Origin of the sequence: Salegentibacter chungangensis, assembly GCF_042678405.1 — a bacterium.
Classification (GTDB): Bacteria; Bacteroidota; Bacteroidia; order Flavobacteriales; family Flavobacteriaceae; genus Salegentibacter_A; species Salegentibacter_A chungangensis.
The window spans coordinates 1525551-1545261 of sequence record NZ_JBHTLI010000001.1 but is presented as its reverse complement, the minus strand read 5'-3'; the positions used below and the strand labels follow the sequence as shown (position 1 = coordinate 1545261).

The 19711-nt window shown below is 43.5% G+C and carries 14 protein-coding genes; 11 read left to right on the top strand and 3 right to left on the bottom strand.

All coding sequences use genetic code 11. The features are described from left to right. Positions 1-47: 47 nt before the first annotated feature. Positions 48-1508 (bottom strand): aminoacyl-histidine dipeptidase, encoded by a 1461-nt coding sequence (locus ACFQ3Q_RS06985; protein WP_380744263.1) that lies wholly within the window; start codon positions 1506-1508, stop codon positions 48-50. A gap of 89 nt (positions 1509-1597) precedes the next feature. On the opposite strand from ACFQ3Q_RS06985, the gene ACFQ3Q_RS06980 reads away from it, so the two are divergent. The 8 genes from ACFQ3Q_RS06980 to ACFQ3Q_RS06945 all read left to right on the top strand — a co-directional run bounded on the left by ACFQ3Q_RS06980 (position 1598) and on the right by ACFQ3Q_RS06945 (position 13265). Beyond that, positions 1598-2671 carry a DUF3810 domain-containing protein gene (locus ACFQ3Q_RS06980; RefSeq protein ID WP_380744261.1) on the top strand — a complete coding sequence of 358 codons (1074 nt, stop codon included), beginning with the start codon at positions 1598-1600 and terminating at the stop codon, positions 2669-2671. Positions 2672-2756: 85 nt separating this feature from the next. Continuing rightward, positions 2757-5729 (top strand): amidohydrolase family protein, encoded by a 2973-nt coding sequence (locus ACFQ3Q_RS06975; RefSeq protein WP_380744259.1) that lies wholly within the window; start codon positions 2757-2759, stop codon positions 5727-5729. Positions 5730-5741: 12 nt separating this feature from the next. Next, positions 5742-7094 carry an amidohydrolase family protein gene (locus ACFQ3Q_RS06970; RefSeq protein ID WP_380744257.1) on the top strand — a complete coding sequence of 451 codons (1353 nt, stop codon included), beginning with the start codon at positions 5742-5744 and terminating at the stop codon, positions 7092-7094. A 96-nt stretch (positions 7095-7190) separates the two neighbouring features. Then, the gene (locus tag ACFQ3Q_RS06965; RefSeq protein ID WP_380744255.1) at positions 7191-8000 is read left to right on the top strand and encodes a TrmH family RNA methyltransferase; all 810 of its coding nucleotides are present in this window, start codon (positions 7191-7193) and stop codon (positions 7998-8000) included. Positions 8001-8012: 12 nt separating this feature from the next. Next, entirely contained in the window at positions 8013-9251 is a 1239-nt protein-coding gene (locus tag ACFQ3Q_RS06960; protein WP_380744253.1) for a M48 family metallopeptidase, read from the top strand. Positions 9252-9286: 35 nt separating this feature from the next. After that, on the top strand, positions 9287-11497 hold the full coding sequence (locus tag ACFQ3Q_RS06955; protein WP_380744251.1) for a RelA/SpoT family protein: 2211 nt from the start codon (positions 9287-9289) through the stop codon (positions 11495-11497). Between the two features lie 28 nt (positions 11498-11525). Beyond that, positions 11526-11981, top strand: a complete 456-nt coding sequence (locus tag ACFQ3Q_RS06950) for a Fur family transcriptional regulator (RefSeq protein WP_380744249.1) — start codon at positions 11526-11528, stop codon at positions 11979-11981. A gap of 12 nt (positions 11982-11993) precedes the next feature. Beyond that, on the top strand, positions 11994-13265 hold the full coding sequence (locus tag ACFQ3Q_RS06945; RefSeq protein ID WP_380744247.1) for an adenylosuccinate synthase: 1272 nt from the start codon (positions 11994-11996) through the stop codon (positions 13263-13265). Positions 13266-13348: 83 nt separating this feature from the next. Here ACFQ3Q_RS06945 and ACFQ3Q_RS06940 read toward each other — a convergent pair whose 3' ends face one another. Continuing rightward, positions 13349-14182 (bottom strand): ferritin-like domain-containing protein, encoded by an 834-nt coding sequence (locus tag ACFQ3Q_RS06940; RefSeq protein ID WP_380744245.1) that lies wholly within the window; start codon positions 14180-14182, stop codon positions 13349-13351. Between the two features lie 23 nt (positions 14183-14205). Next, positions 14206-14949, bottom strand: coding sequence for a ferritin-like domain-containing protein (locus tag ACFQ3Q_RS06935; RefSeq protein ID WP_380744243.1), 744 nt, complete (start codon positions 14947-14949; stop codon positions 14206-14208). Between the two features lie 198 nt (positions 14950-15147). On the opposite strand from ACFQ3Q_RS06935, the gene ACFQ3Q_RS06930 reads away from it, so the two are divergent. From ACFQ3Q_RS06930 to ACFQ3Q_RS06920, 3 genes are all read left to right on the top strand, one after another. Then, positions 15148-16995 carry an OstA-like protein gene (locus ACFQ3Q_RS06930; RefSeq protein WP_380744241.1) on the top strand — a complete coding sequence of 616 codons (1848 nt, stop codon included), beginning with the start codon at positions 15148-15150 and terminating at the stop codon, positions 16993-16995. 1 nt (position 16996) lies between these two features. Continuing rightward, positions 16997-18178 carry an aspartate aminotransferase family protein gene (locus ACFQ3Q_RS06925; protein WP_380744239.1) on the top strand — a complete coding sequence of 394 codons (1182 nt, stop codon included), beginning with the start codon at positions 16997-16999 and terminating at the stop codon, positions 18176-18178. Between the two features lie 108 nt (positions 18179-18286). Beyond that, on the top strand, positions 18287-19684 hold the full coding sequence (locus ACFQ3Q_RS06920) for a tetratricopeptide repeat protein (protein ID WP_380744238.1): 1398 nt from the start codon (positions 18287-18289) through the stop codon (positions 19682-19684). Positions 19685-19711 lie beyond the last annotated feature (27 nt).

The following is a 19711-nucleotide window of genomic DNA, read 5'->3' as shown; positions in this document are numbered from 1 at the left end:
AAAAGCCCCGGAAAATCCGGGGCTTTTTTGTTTGAATTGACTCCTGATTAATTCTCAGGAATATTCTTTAGGAGTTCTATTACAAAATCCCAGTACTTCTTAGCTGAAGATATACTCGCACGCTCGTCGGGAGAGTGTGCACCCCGAATGGTTGGCCCAAAAGAGATCATATCCATTTCCGGATAATGGTTCCCAATGATACCACATTCAAGACCTGCATGACAGGCTGCAACATCGGCCGGTTCGTTGTTCATTTTCTTATAAAGGTCATCCACCACCCTAAGAATAGCAGAATCCATATTTGGTGCCCAGCCCGGGTACTCGCCAGAAAGCTGCACCTTAAAACCTGCCAGTTCAAATGTGGCCTGCAAACTATGCGCAAGGTCTTTTTTGGAAGATTCAACAGAAGATCTGGTAAGACATTTGATCTCCATTTTCCCGTTCTCAATATGCACCTTAGCGATGTTGTTTGAGGCTTCAACCAGTCCTTCAATATCAGGACTCATTCTGTACACTCCGTTATGAGCTGCTGAAAGAGCTTTAATCAGATCCTGCTGAGCTTCTACCTTCATTACTTTGTTAGGCACCTCATCTTCAGTAATATCTATATCCAGCGTAGGCTCAAGACTTGCGAATTCTTCCTTGATCTCTCGTATCCAAACAAGAGTTTCAGTAAGGAAGGTTTCGGTGTTCTCACGTCCAACCACTACTTTGGCTTCACTCTCACGAGGAATTGCGTTACGAAGTCCGCCCCCGTTCAGGCTCGAGACTCTCAACCCGAAATCACGGTGGGCGTCATAAAGCACACGGGCAATAAGCTTATTCGCATTTCCGAGTCCTTTGATGATATCCATTCCGGAGTGACCACCTTTAAGGCCCCTTACTTTTATGGTATACCCTACAGAGTTTTCCGGCACGTGCTCTTCCTCATAATCTCTTACCGCGGTAAGATCTACTCCCCCGGCACAACCAATACCTATTTCATCGTCCTCCTCAGTATCAAGGTTAAGAAGAATATCCCCTTTCAGGATTTCAGGGTCCAGGCCTTTGGCTCCGGTCATCCCGGTTTCTTCATCTATGGTAAAAAGAGCCTCCAGCTCAGGATGCTCGATCTCATCACTTTCAAGAATAGCCATAATCGTTGCCACACCAAGACCGTTATCGGCCCCCAGGGTGGTTCCTTTGGCTCTCACCCAGTCCCCATCTATATACATTTCGATTCCCTGGTTATCGAAATCGAAGTCGGTATCGTTATTTTTCTGGTGAACCATATCCAGATGCGACTGCATCACGATGGCTTTTCGGTTTTCCATACCCGGAGTAGCCGGTTTTCTGATCACTACATTCCCCGCATCATCAACCAATGTTTCAAGGTTTAACCGGTTCCCGAAGTTCTTCATGAATTCAATAACCCGCTCTTCTTTTTTGGAAGCTCGCGGCACCGCGTTTAGGTCGGCAAAATTGTTCCATAATGCTTTGGGCTCCAGCGCCCTTATTTCTTCATTCATTGTCTTATAATTTGGTATATTCACAAAGGTATTGGTAATTGCTTAAGTTGTAAAATTTGAAGCGCCCTAAATAATTGTATTTTTGAATCGTGAAAAAGAAAGCCAGCCTAATCTTAGCCCTTCTGCTACCGGTTCAGATCATCCTAATCAGGATAATTTCCGGCTTTCCGCTGTTCATCGAGGAGGCTTACAGTAAAGGCCTTTACCCTATCCTTTCCCGGGTAATGCGTATTTCTCTCGGGATCTTACCTTTTTCCTTAGGAGACCTGCTCTACACTTTCCTGATTATAATGCTTATCAGGTGGGTGCTCCTTAGAAGCCGGTCGAAATTCAAAAATCCTATTCGTTGGGGTATTAATGCCCTTGCGGTCTTATCGGTGCTATATGCCTGTTTTCATTTATTTTGGGGCTTCAATTATTACCGGCTTCCGCTGCACCAGGCCCTGGAGATTGAAAATGAATACACTACCGAAGAGCTGGTACTGCTCACCGAAAGACTGATAAAAAAATCGAATGAGCTTCACCTCGAGCTCACCGGGAATGATTCTGTAAAAGTTGATATCCCTTATGATAAGAACGAGCTGTTTGTAAAAACCCTTGAAGGTTATGACAATATAAAAAAAGATTACCCCGAACTCACTTACAAGGGCACCAGCCTAAAACGCTCGCTTTACAGTCTTCCGCTCACTTATATGGGATTTAACGGCTATCTTAACCCGCTTACCAACGAGGCGCAAGTAAATACCATAATCGTTCCCTATAAGATTCCTACGACGGCAAGCCACGAAATTGGCCATCAGCTGGGATTCGCTAAGGAAAATGAAGCCAATTTCATCGCCTGTCTTACCACGATGAACCATCCCGACAGGTATTTCAGATACTCCGGCTTCACCTTTTCACTTCGCTATTGCCTTGCCGAACTTTACCGCAGAGATCCCGAACAAACAAAGATATTAACAGAAACCATCAATCCGGGGATCCTGAAAAACTACCAGGAGGTAAACGATTTCTGGCTTAAGCACCAAAACCCCTTAGAACCTCTGTTTCAGGCTTTTTACAACAGATTCCTGATAGTAAACAATCAGGCCGATGGTATGAAAAGCTATAGCTATGTGGTAGCTTTATTGGTCAACTATTTTAGGGATGTTGAAAACGACTTCTAAAATACTCCCCCTATTTCTTTAAAAATTCCTTAAATTTCTGCCTTTTTACAACCAAATCTGGAAATACTTAAACCACTTTACATTTATGAAATTAAAATTTCTACTATGTTTAATATTACTGGGAAGCATAAGTCTGCAGGCTCAGGAATATTTTCCTAAAAACGACGGGGTTAAATCCCGGAACACCAATTACACTGTCTTTAAAAATGCGAAAATACACGTAGATCCTTCTACCGTTATCGATAAGGGTATGTTCGCGGTAAGGGAGGGCAAGATCACTGCCGTTGGAAAGAATATCGAAATTCCTGCTAACAGCGTTGTCGTAGACCTTAAAGGAAAGGAAGTATATCCTTCTTTTATTGATCTTTTCTCTGACTTCGGAATTGAAAAACCAAAGAAGGCCGAAAGAGGCAACGGACAGCCTCAATATGATGCAAGCCGTGAAGGTTACTACTGGAACGATCATATTCGCCCTGACACCGATGCGGTGTCAAAATTCAGTTACGACTCCGAAAAAGCCACAAAACTGCATAAAGCCGGGTTTGGGGTGGTCAACACGCACGTTCCTGACGGGATTATTCGTGGTACCGGAATGCTGGTAGCCCTTAATCCTGAGGGCACCAAAGGAGACCGTATCCTGAAAGACCGTTCTGCGCAATACCTTTCTTTTGATAAAAGCGTACAATCCAATCAGGCCTACCCTACTTCTATAATGGGGGTTACCGCCTTATTGCGCCAGACATACCTGGATGCCGACTGGTACGCCAAAGGAAACTCTGAGAATAAGGATTTGGCCCTACAGGCACTTAACAATAACAAAAATCTTGTACAGATCTTCGCAACCGATAATCTGCTGAACGAATTCAGGGCCGATAAGGTCGGGGATGAATTCGGAATACAATATGTGATCCTGGGCAGCGGAAATGAATTTGAAAGATTAAAGGAGATCAAGGAAACCGGTGCAACTTATATTGTCCCGTTAAATTTCCCGGACGCATATGATGTTGAAGATCCTTATTTTTCAGAATATGTGAGCCTTGAAGAAATGAAAAGATGGAACCAGGCCCCTGCAAACCTTAAAATGCTTGCAGAAAAAGAGGTGCCATTCACTCTTACCACCCACGAGCTGGATGCTGAAAAAGATTTCAAAACGAATCTTTTAAAGGCTATAGAGTACGGTCTTAATAAAGAAGACGCTCTTGCTGCACTTACCACTACTCCGGCTAAAGTAATTGGTCAGGAAGGCCAGCTTGGAGTCATCAAGGAAGGTGCCTGGGCGAATTTCATCATTACCTCGGGAGATTTTTTCGATAAGGAAACCACGCTTTATGAAAACTGGGTTCAGGGTAAAAGGGCCATTTTAGAAAGTATGAACACCACCGATATCACCGGGAAATATGAATTGACTCTTAACGAGAAGACTTACGATCTTAAGATCACGGGCGAACCTTCAAAGCCTAAAGCTGAAGTTACCATGAATGACACCAAGATCGGTTCAAAGCTTAGCTTCGAAGATAACTGGGTAAACCTTCTTCTGTCTTCGCCTGATACTACAAAAACCGAATTCATCAGGTTAACTGCAAAGGTCCCATCGGCTTCAGAAGAGTTCAGCGGAAAGGCTATCCTTCCAAACGGGAAAAGAGTGAATTTCACCGCTTCTAAAAAAGACAGCGAAATCGCTTCTGAAAATGATAAAGAGAAGAAAAACAAAACCCACGAGGTAGCGCCGGTAAGTTTCCCTAATAAGGCTTATGGTTTCAGCGAAATGCCGGAAGAGCAAAACATCCTTTTCAGGAATGCTACCGTATGGACCAATGAAGATGCAGGAATCCTGGAAAACACCGATGTACTGGTAAAGAACGGACTTATAGCCAAAGTCGGGAAAGATCTTAATGCCGGAAATGCAAAAGTGATCGATGCAACCGGAAAGCACCTTACCTCGGGAATAATCGATGAGCATTCGCATATCGCTGCTTCTTCCATCAACGAAGCCGGTCATAATTCTTCGGCCGAAGTGACTATGGAAGATGTGATAGACCCAACAGATATCAATATCTACAGGAACCTTGCCGGTGGAGTGACCACCATACAACTGCTGCACGGTTCTGCTAATCCTATCGGAGGGCGCTCTGCCATTATGAAACTCAAATGGGGTGAGGATGCCGAGGATATGATCTTTGAAGAGGCTCCGAAATTCATCAAATTCGCCCTTGGTGAGAATGTGAAGCAATCCAACTGGGGGAGCGAATCCAGATTCCCGCAAACCAGAATGGGTGTGGAACAAGTGTTCACCGACTATTTCAGCCGCGCAAAGGCGTATGAACAAAAAAAGAAGAACAAAGAAGACTACCGCAAAGACATTGAGCTTGAAACTCTTGTAGAAATAATGAATGGTGAACGCTTTGTGACCAGCCACTCCTATATTCAGAGTGAGATCAATATGCTGATGAAAGTTGCAGAATCTTTTGGTTTTAACATCAATACCTTCACCCATATTCTGGAAGGCTATAAGGTAGCCGATAAGATGAAGGAGCACGGAGTTGGCGCATCCACTTTTTCAGACTGGTGGGCATACAAATATGAGGTGAACGATGCAATTCCTTACAATGCAGCAATTATGCACAGCCAGGGGATTACAACTGCCATTAACAGTGACGATCCTGAAATGAGTCGTAGATTGAACCAGGAAGCTGCGAAAAGCGTAAAATACGGAGGCGTTTCTGAAGAAGAGGCCTGGAAGTTCGTTACCCTTAATCCTGCAAAACTGCTTCATATAGATGATAAGGTAGGAAGCGTAAAAGAAGGCAAACAGGCAGACCTTGTATTGTGGAACGAGCACCCTCTTTCCATTTATGCCAAACCTCTAAAAACTATGGTAGAAGGCGTTGTATACTTCGATCTTGAAAAGGACAAGGCTATGCGTGAAGAAATTAAAGAACAACGCAGCGAGCTTATTACCCAGATGCTTAAGGCTAAGAATGAAGGGGTGAAAACTCAGCCGGTAACCAAGAAGGAAGAGACGCATATTCACTGCAATACAATGCACGAAATCCACTAAAAAAATTAAGAAATGAGATTTAGAAAAATAACATTCATACTTGCATTCTTATCTGTAGCAGGAATATTGAATGCGCAACAGACACCCGCTCCCGCACAGGATGAAGTGATAAGCATAATTGGTGCTACCGCTCATACCGGGACCGGAGAAGTAATTGAAAACAGCCTGATCATATTTGAGAACGGAAAGATCACAAAAGTAGCCAAAGCCTCTGAGGCAGAGGCTGAAGGCCGTGTGATAAATGCCGAAGGTAAAGATGTTTATCCCGGGTTTATAGCGCCCAATGCCACCCTAGGACTTGTAGAGATAGATGCTGTACGAGCCACCGATGATGAGGACGAAATTGGAAGTATGCTCCCTCACGTAAGAAGCCTTATTGCCTATAATGCCGAAAGTAAAGTAGTAGAGTCTATGAGGCCTAATGGTGTACTGATAGGCCAGGTAGTCCCAAGAGGCGGGAGGATCTCAGGAACCAGCTCTATCGTGCAGTTTGATGCGTGGAACTGGGAAGATGCCGTAGTGAAGGAAGATGATGGTCTCCACATTAACTGGCCGGCAAGCTTTAAGCGTGGCCGCTGGTGGTTAGGCGAAGAACGGGGGATGAAGCCAAACAAGGAATACCAGAAACAGGTTATGGAACTAAATGACTTTTTTGCTTCAGCCAAAGCCTATCTTAGCGGAAAAAGAAATGTTAAACATCTTCCCTATCTGGCTATGGAAAAGGTGTTTACTGGAGACAAGAAGGTCTATATTCACGTTAACGGAGAAAAGGAAATGCTGGACGCCATTCAATTCAAGAAGGATAATGAGCTGAAGGAGATGGTTTTTGTTGGGGCATACCAGGCAATGGATTTAGCCGATAAGCTCAAAGAGAACAATATTGCGGTACTGGTAGAACGCCCTCACAATCTTCCTAATCAGGATTACCAGGAATACGACTCTCCTTATAAACTGGCAACAGAACTTTATAACAAGGGAGTGCTTGTAGCCATACAAAGCGCCGGAAGAATGGAAAGAATGAATACCAGGAACCTGCCTTTTTATGCAGGGACCGCAGTTGCTTTTGGATTGGATAAGGAGGAAGCACTTCAGCTGATCACCTCCAACTCCGCCAAAATTCTGGGAATAGATGATATAGCGGGAAGCCTTGAAGAAGGTAAGGATGCAACCCTGTTTATAAGTGAAGGCGATGCGCTGGATATGCGTACCAACATCCTTAGCCACGCCTTTATTCAGGGGCGTGAAATTAGCCTTGAAACTCACCAGACCGAACTCTGGAAACGTTATATGAATAAATACAAAAGGCAGAATGCCCAAAATAAAGAAGCTGAGGCCGATGAGGCTGAACACGCTGAAAGCAAATAATCTTTTGCTACATACAACCTGACCAACCTAAAGGCCTCCGGAATTTTTCGGGGGCTTTTTATTTGCAGGACCATATATCTGCTTATTTTTACACCTATGTACAGGCAAATCACAAGTCCACAGAATACGGCGGTAAAGCGACTGCTGCAGCTTCAGGAGAAATCGAGAAACCGAAGAAAAGAAGGGGTATTTCCGGTTGAAGGCATCAGGGAAATAGGCCTGGCCCTTAAAGGCGGTTTTGAGCTTTCTGAAATCTATTTTTGTGAAGAGCTTTTTTCTTCAGAAGACCTGGAAAAACTTATTGAAGAGCTGAAAAATTCTCCCCAGATCACTTCCCTGTCCTCTGAAGTTTATCAGAAACTTGCATATCGCGGAAGCACTGAAGGGATCATTGGAGTATTTAAAAACCGTGAGAGGGCTCTTGATGATCTGAAATTCGATAAAAAGAATCCCCTATTACTGGTGACGGAAGCTCCCGAAAAACCCGGGAATATCGGCGCGATCCTTCGAACTGCCGACGCGGCTGCCGTGGACGCCGTGCTAATCGCCAACCCGAAGACCGATCTTTTTAATCCGAATATTATACGTTCAAGTGTGGGTTGTGTTTTCACCAATAAAATAGCAACCGCCACTACCTCTGAAATAATCAGCTTCCTTAAACGACAGAACATACAGATCTACGCCGCGGCATTACAGGCCTCAGAAGCATACCATAAAATTGATTTTTCCGGTGCTTCTGCAATAGTTGTAGGCACCGAAGCCACCGGACTAAGTAACGAATGGCTCGAAAATTCAACCCACAACATCATAATTCCAATGAGCGGGGAGATAGATTCTATGAATGTATCGGTTGCTGCGGGAATACTTATTTTTGAAGCCAAAAGGCAAAGAGATTTTAAAAATTAAAAGAACAATTCATTGAGCCCAGAAATTTTATTCTACATCATAATCGGCATCCTGGTCCTGGATTTTATCATCGACAAGATCCTTGATGCGCTTAACGCGAAACATTTTGATGACCCTGTCCCTGAGGAACTCAGCGATGTTTATGATAAAGAAGAATATGAGAAATCCCAGCGCTATAAAAAAGAACGCTATAAATTCGGATTGATCACTTCTACATTTTCAATATTGCTGACCCTTGGTTTCATCTTTTTTGACGGCTTTGCCTTTGTAGACCAGATCGCCCGAAGCATTAGCGATAATGCTATTCTAACAGCCTTAATATTCTTCGGAATAATAATGCTGGGAAGCGATATCCTGATGACCCCTTTTTCTTATTACAGCACCTTTGTAATCGAGGAAAAATACGGTTTCAATAAAACGACCAAATCCACCTTTTTCCTGGACAAGCTAAAGGGGCTGGGAATGATGGCTATTCTTGGAGGAGGAATACTGGCCCTTATCGTATGGTTCTACCAGTTTGCAGGAGCTAACTTCTGGTGGTATGCGTGGATCCTTATTGCCGCTTTTTCAGTTTTCCTGAATATGTTCTATGCCAAACTGATCGTGCCTTTGTTCAACAAACAAAGTCCGCTGGAAGATGGCTCACTAAGGACCAAGATCGAAACTTACGCCAAAAGTGTAGGCTTTAAACTCGACAACATCTTCATAATAGACGGCTCTAAGCGAAGTACAAAGGCGAACGCCTATTTTTCCGGCTTCGGAAAAGAAAAAAGGATCACGCTTTTTGATACCTTGGTAAACGATCTGGAAGAGGAAGAGATCGTTGCTGTGCTTGCGCACGAAGTTGGACATTATAAGAAGAACCACATCATTGTAAACCTGTTGACTTCAGTGTTGACCACGGGCTTCACTTTATGGCTGCTGTCATTATTTGTGGGCAGCCCGGTACTTTCTGAAGCCCTGGGAGTAGGCCAGCCGAGTTTTCATATTGGCCTTATTGCCTTCGGAATTCTTTACAGTCCAATTTCAGAGATCACCGGATTGATTATGAATTACCTCTCTCGAAAATTTGAATACCAGGCCGATAATTTCGCTAAGAACACCTATAATGCCGACGACCTGATCTCGAGCCTAAAAAAACTATCCCGTAACAGCTTAAGCAATCTAACCCCGCATAAAGCCTATGTATTTATGCATTACTCGCACCCTACGCTCCTGCAAAGATTCAGGAACTTAAAGGGAAGCCTGTAGTTGTTTCTTTACAATCTTAATCGTATTTTTAAAACATGACAGAGGCAGCAATTGAAAAGGAAAATAAAAATATCGCAAGGCAGTATAAGGAACTCCTTCGCATTAGTTATCAAACCCTTACCGACGAAGACAAAAAACTCATCCGTTCGGCTTTTGATACAGCCGTAGACGCGCACAAAGACCAGAGAAGAAAATCTGGAGAGGCCTATATTTTCCACCCTATTGCCGTGGCCAAGATCGTGGCTTCAGAGATAGGACTGGATGCAACCTCTATTGCCGCAGCCCTGCTACACGATGTGGTGGAAGACACCAAATATACCTTAAAGGATATTGAAGAAAAGTTCGGAAAAACGGTAGCAAAGATCGTTGACGGGCTTACCAAGATCTCTCACCTTAAAAAAGATAAGGATGCTTCCCTGCAGGCAGAGAACTTCAGGAAAATGCTGCTCACCCTGAACGACGATATCAGGGTAATTATCATTAAGATCGCAGACAGGCTGCATAATATGCAGACTATGGAAGTGATGCGCCGCGACAAACAGGAAAAGATCGCTTCAGAAACACTTTATATCTATGCCCCACTTGCACACAGGATCGGGCTGTATAATGTAAAGACCGAACTGGAAGACCTTGGATTAAAATATACTGAACCTGAAGTCTATAACGACATCCTGACAAAGATCAAGGAAAGTAAGGAAGAACAGGATGCATACATTCGTGAATTTTCGAAGGTCATAGAAGACTCTCTTCAAAAGGAAGAATTCAAATACGAAATTAAAGGAAGGCCAAAGTCGATCTATTCCATTCATCGAAAGATGAAAAACCAGAACGTAGGCTTTGATGAGGTCTACGACAAATTTGCCATTAGAATCATCTATAAAAGTGATGAGGCAAATGAGAAGTTCCTGGCCTGGAAGATCTATTCTATAGTGACCGATCACTTCCGCCCTAACCCAACCAGGTTAAGGGACTGGATCTCCTCTCCGAAATCTACGGGTTATGAAGCCCTGCACATCACGGTTATGGGGCCAAAAGGTCGCTGGGTAGAGGTCCAGATAAGGAGTGAACGAATGAACGAGATCGCCGAAAAAGGTTATGCCGCCCATTACAAGTATAAGCACGGTAATAACATGGAAGAACAGGGTATTGAGGAATGGCTTAATCGCCTTCAGGAAGCCCTGGAAAACCCGGAAGTAAATGCGGTAGATTTCGTAGAGCAATTCAAACTGAACCTATACGCCAAGGAGATTTTTGTGTTTACCCCGCAGGGAGACCTGAAATCATTACCAAAGGGTTCTACTCCCCTGGATTTTGCCTACAGCATTCACACCGAAGTGGGGTCACATACCCGCGGTGCCAGGGTCAACAATAAACTGGTTCCGTTAAGTCACGAACTTAAAAGCGGCGATCAGGTGGAGATCATCACTTCAGAAAATGCCAAACCCAATATTAACTGGCTGGATTATGCCAATACTGCAAGAGCCAGAGCCAAAATAAAATCTTCATTAAAAGAAGAGAAAAAGGAGATCGCAGAAGAAGGAAAAGCTATTCTGGCCAGAAAACTGAAAGCCCAGAAAATTCCTTTCAACGAGAAAACGGTTAATGAACTGGTAGTATATTTCAGCCTTAAGACCAGTCTTGATCTTTTCTACCGTGTAGGTATCGGTAAAATAGATAACCCGAAACTCAAGGAATTTGCCAACTCCAGGAGCAATGCCCTGGTAAGCTATATCAAGAGGAAGATCAAAAAGCCGACCGTGGCTGAAGACCTCAACAAAGATGAGATCACTTCAAAATATGATCAGCTTGTCTTTGGTAGGGACGAAGATGAGACCCTGGAATACAAGCTTGCCAGTTGTTGTAACCCGATCCCCGGGGATCCGGTTTTCGGATTTGTGACGGTAAATGAAGGAATTAAAGTACATAAGAAAGACTGTCCTAATGCGATACAACTTCAGAGCAATTATGCCTACCGTATTATCCAGGCGAAATGGATAGACTCCTCTCAACAGGATTTCAAAGCTGTTATCAAGCTTACCGGGATCGATAATCTTGGATTGGTAAGTGAGATCACCAAAGAGATTTCCAGCAATCTTAACGTGAACATGAGAAAGATAAATTTTGAGAGTATCGATGGTGTTTTCAGCGGAAGAATTACTCTTGTTGTCAAGAACAACAACATCTTAACCAAGATTATAGACCGCCTCAAAAAAATTAACGGCATAGATAAGGTTACCCGTGAATAATCACATAACTTTACCGCGATAAAATATTATGAGTAAAAAAGTTGTAAATAAAAACGATCAGGCTGTTGTAAAAAATGTTTTCACGAAATTCCTGGAAGAGAAAGGACATCGCAAAACCCCCGAGCGTTTTGCTATCCTTCAGGAAATTTACAACAATGATGACCATTTCGATATAGAGTCGCTCTATATCAATATGAAGAATAAAAAATACCGTGTAAGTCGGGCCACGCTTTATAACACCATAGAACTGCTTTTAGAGTGCGGGCTGGTTAGAAAACACCAGTTTGGACAAAACCAGGCACAGTATGAAAAATCTTATTTCGACCGGCAGCACGACCATATTATCCTGACAGATACCGGCGAGGTGATCGAGTTTTGTGACCCCAGGATACAATCTATCAAGAAAACTATTGAAGAGGTATTCGATATCGAAATAACCAAACATTCTTTATACTTTTACGGCAACAAAAAAACAACCAATTAACCTATATTTTAAATGGCGGTAGACTTACTACTAGGACTCCAGTGGGGTGACGAAGGAAAAGGAAAAATCGTTGATGTTTTAACTTCCAAATATGATATTATTGCCCGTTTTCAGGGAGGTCCTAATGCCGGGCACACCCTGGAATTCGACGGACAAAAACATGTGCTTCACACCATCCCTTCAGGGATCTTTCACGACAAAAGTGTAAACATTGTAGGAAACGGAGTGGTTATAGATCCGGTGATCTTTAAGAAAGAACTGGATAACCTGGAAAAGCACAATATCGACTATAAGTCTAAATTGCTTATTTCACGCAAGGCTCACCTTATTCTTCCAACGCACCGTCTTCTGGATGCTGCTTCCGAAGCCTCTAAAGGAAAGGCCAAAATTGGATCCACTCTTAAGGGGATTGGCCCAACCTATATGGACAAGACCGGGCGTAACGGGATACGAGTTGGAGACCTGGAGCTTGACGACTGGAAAGAGAAATACCGAAACCTTGCCAACAAGCATCAGAAAATGATCAGCTTCTACAATGTAGACGTGCAATATGATCTTGCTGAACTTGAAAAAGAATTCTTTGAGGCTGTTAAAACCTTAAAATCGCTCACCTTTATAGACAGCGAAGAATATTTTCATACCGCTCAGGCGGAAGGGAAAACCGTACTTGCAGAAGGAGCCCAGGGATCCTTACTTGATATAGACTTCGGGACCTATCCTTTTGTAACTTCATCTAATACCACCGCTGCAGGTGCCTGTACAGGACTTGGGGTAGCTCCAAACCAGATAGGAGAAGCCTACGGGATCTTTAAAGCCTATACCACCCGGGTAGGAAGCGGCCCTTTCCCTACCGAACTTTTTGATGAGGATGGCGAAACTATGGGCCGGGTTGGAAATGAATTTGGTGCAACCACCGGAAGACCTAGACGCTGCGGATGGCTGGACCTTGTGGCCTTAAAATATGCGGTTAAAATTAACGGGATCACCCAGCTGATAATGATGAAAGGTGATGTACTTAGCGGATTTAAAACCCTTAAGGTTTGTACAGCATATAAATACAGGGGAGAAGAAATTAAGCACCTTCCTTTCAATATAGAAGCTGAAAACGTAACTCCTGTATACACAGAAATGAAGGGCTGGGATGCTGACCTTACAGGAATGACCAAGGCCGAAGAGCTTCCCAAGGAATTCAATGATTATGTGGAATACCTTGAAAAAGAACTTGAGACTCCAATTTCGGTAGTATCTGTTGGTCCTGACAGAAAACAGACCATTAACAGGTAAGTATTTCCAAACATAAGAATTTATAAAAAAAGGCTGGTCTAAAAAGACCGGCCTTTTTATCTAACAAAAACCAGTATCAATAATTATGATACTATAAACAGACTCGCAATATCCTGTGCGGTTTGTGTGTTAACGGGTTCATCAAAAGCCTGGGAAACAGATTCGGCGCTAAATCCTGTAGCATCCACAAGATTTACTCCACCCTGGGTCAAATTTTCCTCTCCGTTATAAACTGCCTGTGTAGCTTCGGGCATTCCCGGACCTCTGTTATTCAGCGTGATCCAGCCCAGTGCATTTTCATTCAGGTTTTCATCCATCACATCGGCCCTTAGTCTTCTGATCTCTGAAGCGTGTCTTGCTTCTACAGAGTGAATCTGAAGTGCTGGCGTCATAAACTGGGTTCCCATAAGATTGGTAGCCTGCCCTTTATAAGCTCTCACCCCGGTATCTTCGAAGGCCTGAGCCAAAGCAAGCAATTGGGCATAAGCGGCATCGTTATTCGGGTTGAAAGGATCAAAAGCTCCTCCCGCCGTAAAATCGAACTGCGGAGATTCTACCGCATTATCCCCAAGACCGGCTTTAAGGAAGTCTACGTGAGCAGACTCGTGCTTCGAAATTTGCATATAAACCGATTCTGCTCTTCCTCCCGAAGGAAGCACCCCTGAATCTAATGCTTTACCATAAAATTCAGCCTCCAGGTACTCCAGCGTAAGTGCAAGCTGAAGCGAGGCAATGGCATCATTACCACTGCTTTGGGCAAAAGCATTGCCTGAGGAGGTTGCCAGGCCAAATGGCACCGCTTCAGCAGCAGCTTTCTTACCAAGAGACCCAAAAGTTCTAAACATATCTTTTCGGGATGATTTCTTCGCCAGTAAATCTTCTGACGTGAACTCATCTAAAAATTTTATAATACTCATAATAATTTTGTTTTAGTGGTTAATTACCCGGTAGGCAGATTGTTAGCGGTAAATTCGGTTTTAATAAACCCGGTACCCCCTACTTCGGTTAAAATGGTCTGTGGATCTTTTGCAAGATCCAGCCCGTTGGCATCTATCACATCGTCTCCTGCAAAAGCCGTATCGCTCTCAAGATAGATAGACCTGATCGCAGACGCGTGCCTGGCCTCCACCGAAACAATTTTCCCTGCTATCACCAGGTAATCGGGATTCTGGATAAGCTTTCCGGCGCCATTATAGGCTGCTACTCCGGTATCTTCAAGAACTCTCGCAGTTCCCAGTACCGAGTCTCTGTCTCCAAAGTCCACTCCACTGAAATCGAATTCCAGCTCCGGTAAAGTTTTATCTGCTCCGGCAGCCCCGGTAATGGCCGCTTTAAAGAACTCTCTGTGAATCACTTCGTGGTCATAAAGGTCTTCAAGCACAAGTTTTTCTTCTGCGCTGGCCCCGGCCCAGTAAGAACCATCCAACACCCGGGTATAGAAGGCCGCCTCCAGTTGCTCTAAGGCATAGGCGTAATTGAGTATCCCAACATCTCCGCTACCAAGGTCAAACACTTCACCTACCGGCTCAGGATTCATCATATCGTCATCATCGCTGCAGGAATAAAGCAGCAAACTGGAGCCTGCAACAGCAAGCCCTCCCATTTTAATGAATTTCCTTCGGGAGTTTCCATTTTTCTGGTGTTCAGCTCCGGGAGCCTTCACTTTCATCAGTGGTTTTTTCATAATTAAATTTTTAGGTTACGATTAAATCTACGTAGCCAAAGAGGCTTTGGTTTTTCATATAGCGTTAATGTTTTATTAATGCGGATGCTGAAACCTTAAATTCTATTAATTTTTTGAAGGAATTGTGAAGGCTTTATACTTCCTTAGTTTTTGTTTAAGCGGTAAATTTTAACCTAACCTGAAGCATATCAGTGGAAAATGAATAAAGCATCTTTTTTTAGGCGGAAGTCTTTTTCGGCTGATTTTCGCTATTTTTGGAAAAAATTCTTCAGCTTGAAAAATCTTTTCCCGTTTATCTTATTGATCCTGATACTTTCAGCACCTTTAAGTGCCCAGGAAGTAAAAAAGATCGATTATACCAGTGACCGGACCCTTCGTGACGAAGAGCGCTATCCGGGAGCCATTATCCTAAGTAAGGTGGACAACCAGGTTCACTTTATACACCAGGGAATTGAGGTTTGGTGTGACCAGGCAATACACTACGATCAGGAGAATTTCTTTAAAGCCTACGGAAATGTAAGAATGCAACAGGGCGATACGGTGAGAATGTCCAGCGACTATGCTGAATATAACGGGACCACCCAGTTTGCCTTCGCCAGTGGCGATGTATTGATGCAGCGACCACAGACCACCCTGCAAACCGACAGTTTGTTCTTTGACCGGATTAAACAACAGGCCTACTACAGGAGCGGAGGGACCGTAAGGGATACCGCAAGTGTGCTTACCAGTGACATTGGACGCTACTATATGGAACAGGATAAATACTCTTTTGTTTCTAATGTGGTGGTCAACAATCCGGAGTACGTGATAAATTCAGAGCAACTCGACTTTTATTCAGAAACCGGGCACGCTTATCTTTACGGCCCATCTACCATAGAAGGTGAGACCAGTACGGTTTACTGTGAACGCGGCTTTTATGATACCCGGGGCGATACCGGATATTTCGTAAAGAATTCAAGAATAGATTACGATAACCGTACCGTTGAAGGGGACAGCCTTTACTTTAACCGAAACAAAAGCTTCGCTTCAGCCACCAATAATATTAAGGTTACAGATACCATAAACCAAAGTCTTGTAACAGGCCATTACGCTGAAGTTTTCAGGGACAAGGATTCGGTATTTATCACTAAAAAAGCGGTAGCGGCGAGCCTTCAGGAGAAAGATTCGGTTTTTATACACAGCGACACCCTAATGATCACCGGGAAAGCCGATGAACGGATCATCAGGGGGTTTTATGATGTTCGTCTTTATAAGGGCAATATGAGCGGTAAAAGCGATTCGGTTCACGTGAACGAAAAGACCGGCCTCACCAAGCTCATCAATCTCAACAAAGGCCCTGTGACTTCAATCGATAAACGCCGAAGCCCTGTATTATGGTCAGGGAACAGCCAGATGACCGGAGATACCATCCACCTTTTAAGCAATCCCGAAACCGAACAACTGGACAGCATCAGGGTTTTCAATAATGCCTTCCTGATCCAAAAAGACAGCATAGAAGGCTATAACCAGGTTAAAGGAATGTACCTGACGGGGCTTTTTAAAGATAATGAGATCTACCAGGTAGATATTAATAAGAACACCGAAACGCTGTATTATAGCCGCACTGAAGATGATGAGCTGATAGGGATCAACAAAACATTATCCAGTTCTATAAAGATCCTTATGGATGACCGGGAGATCACAGATATTTATTATTACACCAATGTTGATGGCACGCTTACTCCCGAAGAAGACTTTCCTCCCAATGCCCGGGAGCTCACCGGCTTCAACTGGCGAGGGGATGAACGCATCCTTTCCAAAGAGGGCCTTTTTAAAGGGGAACCGGCACCGGAACTCACAAAAATAGAAGGCATCCCCTTACCGGAAGAGGAAGAAGAGTTCTTCGATGAACGCGAAGAAGATGATCTTTTGCTGAATGAAAAGTCCCGTTTAAAGCCGGAAGACCTTCAGAATAAAAAATCAGATTCGGTAAAGGCTGAAATTCAGAAAAGACTGCCTGAAGAAATAGAGAAAAAGAAGGACAGTCTTCAAAAGGAAAGGAATTAAGTTGAAAGAGGATTTTTTAAAATATCAGGCACAAACCACGCCACACCCCCTGGGACTGGAAGTGTCTCACGCCCGCGGGTCGTATATTTACACCACAGATGGCAAGCAACACCTTGACTTTGTGGCAGGTGTATCGGCTTGCAGCCTTGGTCACTGCCATCCTGCTGTAGTAAAAGCCGTACAAACACAGGCAGAAAAATATATGCACGTGATGGTTTACGGCGAATATGCACAACAACCGGCCGTAGAACTTACCAAGCTTCTGGCCAGCCATTTCCCTGCTCCCCTAGAAAAGACTTACCTCACCAACTCCGGTACCGAAGCCATAGAAGGTGCTATGAAACTCGCAAGAAGGTATACCGGAAGGAGTGAGATCATCGCCGCCAGAAATGCCTATCACGGGAACACCATGGGATCTTTAAGCCTTATGAACTATGAAGAAAGGCAGAAGCCCTTCAGGCCGCTTCTTGGAGATATCTCCTTTATCGATTTCAATAAGATTGATGACCTTGATAAAATAACCGAGAAGACAGCCGGAGTAGTTCTGGAAACCATACAGGGTGGGGCCGGATTCATACTTCCTGAAAACGATTACCTGAAAAAGGTAAAAGCAAGATGTGAAGAGGTCGGGGCTTTGTTAATTCTTGATGAGATCCAGCCCGGATTCGGCCGTACGGGAAAACTCTTCGGATTTGAGAACTTCGGGATGGCGCCTGACATTGTGGCTATGGGAAAAGGAATGGGCGGAGGAATGCCCATCGGAGCATTTTCTGCTTCAACCCAAATAATGAACAGCCTGAGCGATAACCCAAAAATGGGTCATATCACCACCTTTGGCGGGAATTCCGTGATCGCAGCTGCAGCACTGGCCACCCTGAAAGAAGTGACTACCACCGGCCTTATGACAGAGACGCTTCAGAAGGAAAAACTATTCAGGGAAGAACTTCAGCATCCGCTAATAAAGGAAATACGGGGAAAGGGTCTTATGCTGGCCCTCATCCTGAATTCAGAAAATACAGCCAACGAACTGATCCTTAGATGTAAGGAAAAAAACCTCATTCTCTTCTGGCTGCTCTTCGAAAAAAAGGCTGTTCGCATTACCCCACCCCTAACTATTTCAGATGGAGAGATTAAGGAAGGTTGTGGCATTATTATTGACGTATTGAACCAAATAAATAATTAGTACTAAAAGCTGTTAATTAATTTGTTAACAACAATATAGGATATAGCCCTAATCGCTTTGTATCATTATTAACTTTAGTACTGTAGAAATCCCGTAATACTTTGGTGTATGCAATTAAGCCATAATGACGAAAACAATTTCTCGCTTACCCGCTTCGAATCTATGCTGAAAACAAATGACGTTCTCTTCTTTGATTCAAACGAATTCGAGAATATTATTCACTACTACCTTGAGAACGGCAAAATTGCACTGGCAAAAAAGGCCGTTAAACTGGGGCTCACCCAGCATCCCACTTCCACCAATCTCAAACTTTTCAAGGTCGAGATCCTGGTATTTGAGGATAAGCTGGAACTGGCCGACAACTTGCTGAACGAGTTGCAGGACCTGGAATCTTCCAATGAAGAGATCTATATCCAGAAAGCCCAGATTTTCTCTAAACGTGACAACCATAAAATGGCCATCCAGGTACTGGAAATGGCAATTGAAGTATCTCCGGAACCTGCAGAGATCTACTCTCTAATCGGGATGGAATATCTTTTCCTTGAGGATTTTGAAAATGCCAAGTACAGTTTTATGAAATGCCTCGAGACCGATGAAGAAGATTATTCGGCCTTATATAATGTTATGTATTGCTTCGATTTTCTTGACCAGAAGGAAGAAGCCATAGAATACCTTAATATGTACCTGGACAAGAATCCATATTGCGAGGTAGCCTGGCACCAGGTTGGGAAGCAGTATTTTGATCTTAAAGAGTACGAAAGAGCACTTGCAGCATTCGATTTCGCCATTATAAGCGACGACAGGTTCATAGGTGCCTATATGGAAAAAGGGAAGGTTCTTGAAAAACTCGGCCGTTACAACGAAGCCATAGAGAACTATAAGATCACCCTTGAACTTGAAGACCCTACCTCTTTTGCATATCTAAGGATCGGGAAGTGTTTTGAAAAGTTAGGCCTTCATGATCTTGCACTTACTCATTACAAGAAGACCGTACATGAAGATCCTTTACTGGACAAGGGATGGATCGCTATTACTGACTTCTATATCAAGAAACGCAACTTTCAAAAGGCGCTGTACTATATCAACAAGGCCATTCATATAGACGAAGAGAATGTGTTGTACTGGAAGCGATATGCAAAGATTAACAACCGTCTTAAATTTTACGAAGAGGCTGAACAAGGCTATAAGAAAAGTCTTGATCTTGGAAATTATGAACTGGAAACCTGGATAAAGCGTTGCGACATCCTTATAGGACTGGGGGAATATGAAACAGCGGTTAAAAACCTGCTGCAGGCTATAGAATTTTATCCTGATACAGCTGAAATAGAATACCGTCTAACAGGACTTTATTTTTCTCTTAATGACGGAGATAAAGCATACCATCACCTGCGTAACGCACTGGAAATTGACCCTGAATATTACATCATAATCGAGGAGCTATTTCCTGATATTTTTAACCGAAAAAGCGTGCTGGAAATTATAAATTCCTTTATAAGCACCTCTTAGTTATTTTGCTAACTTTGGCGGAAACTT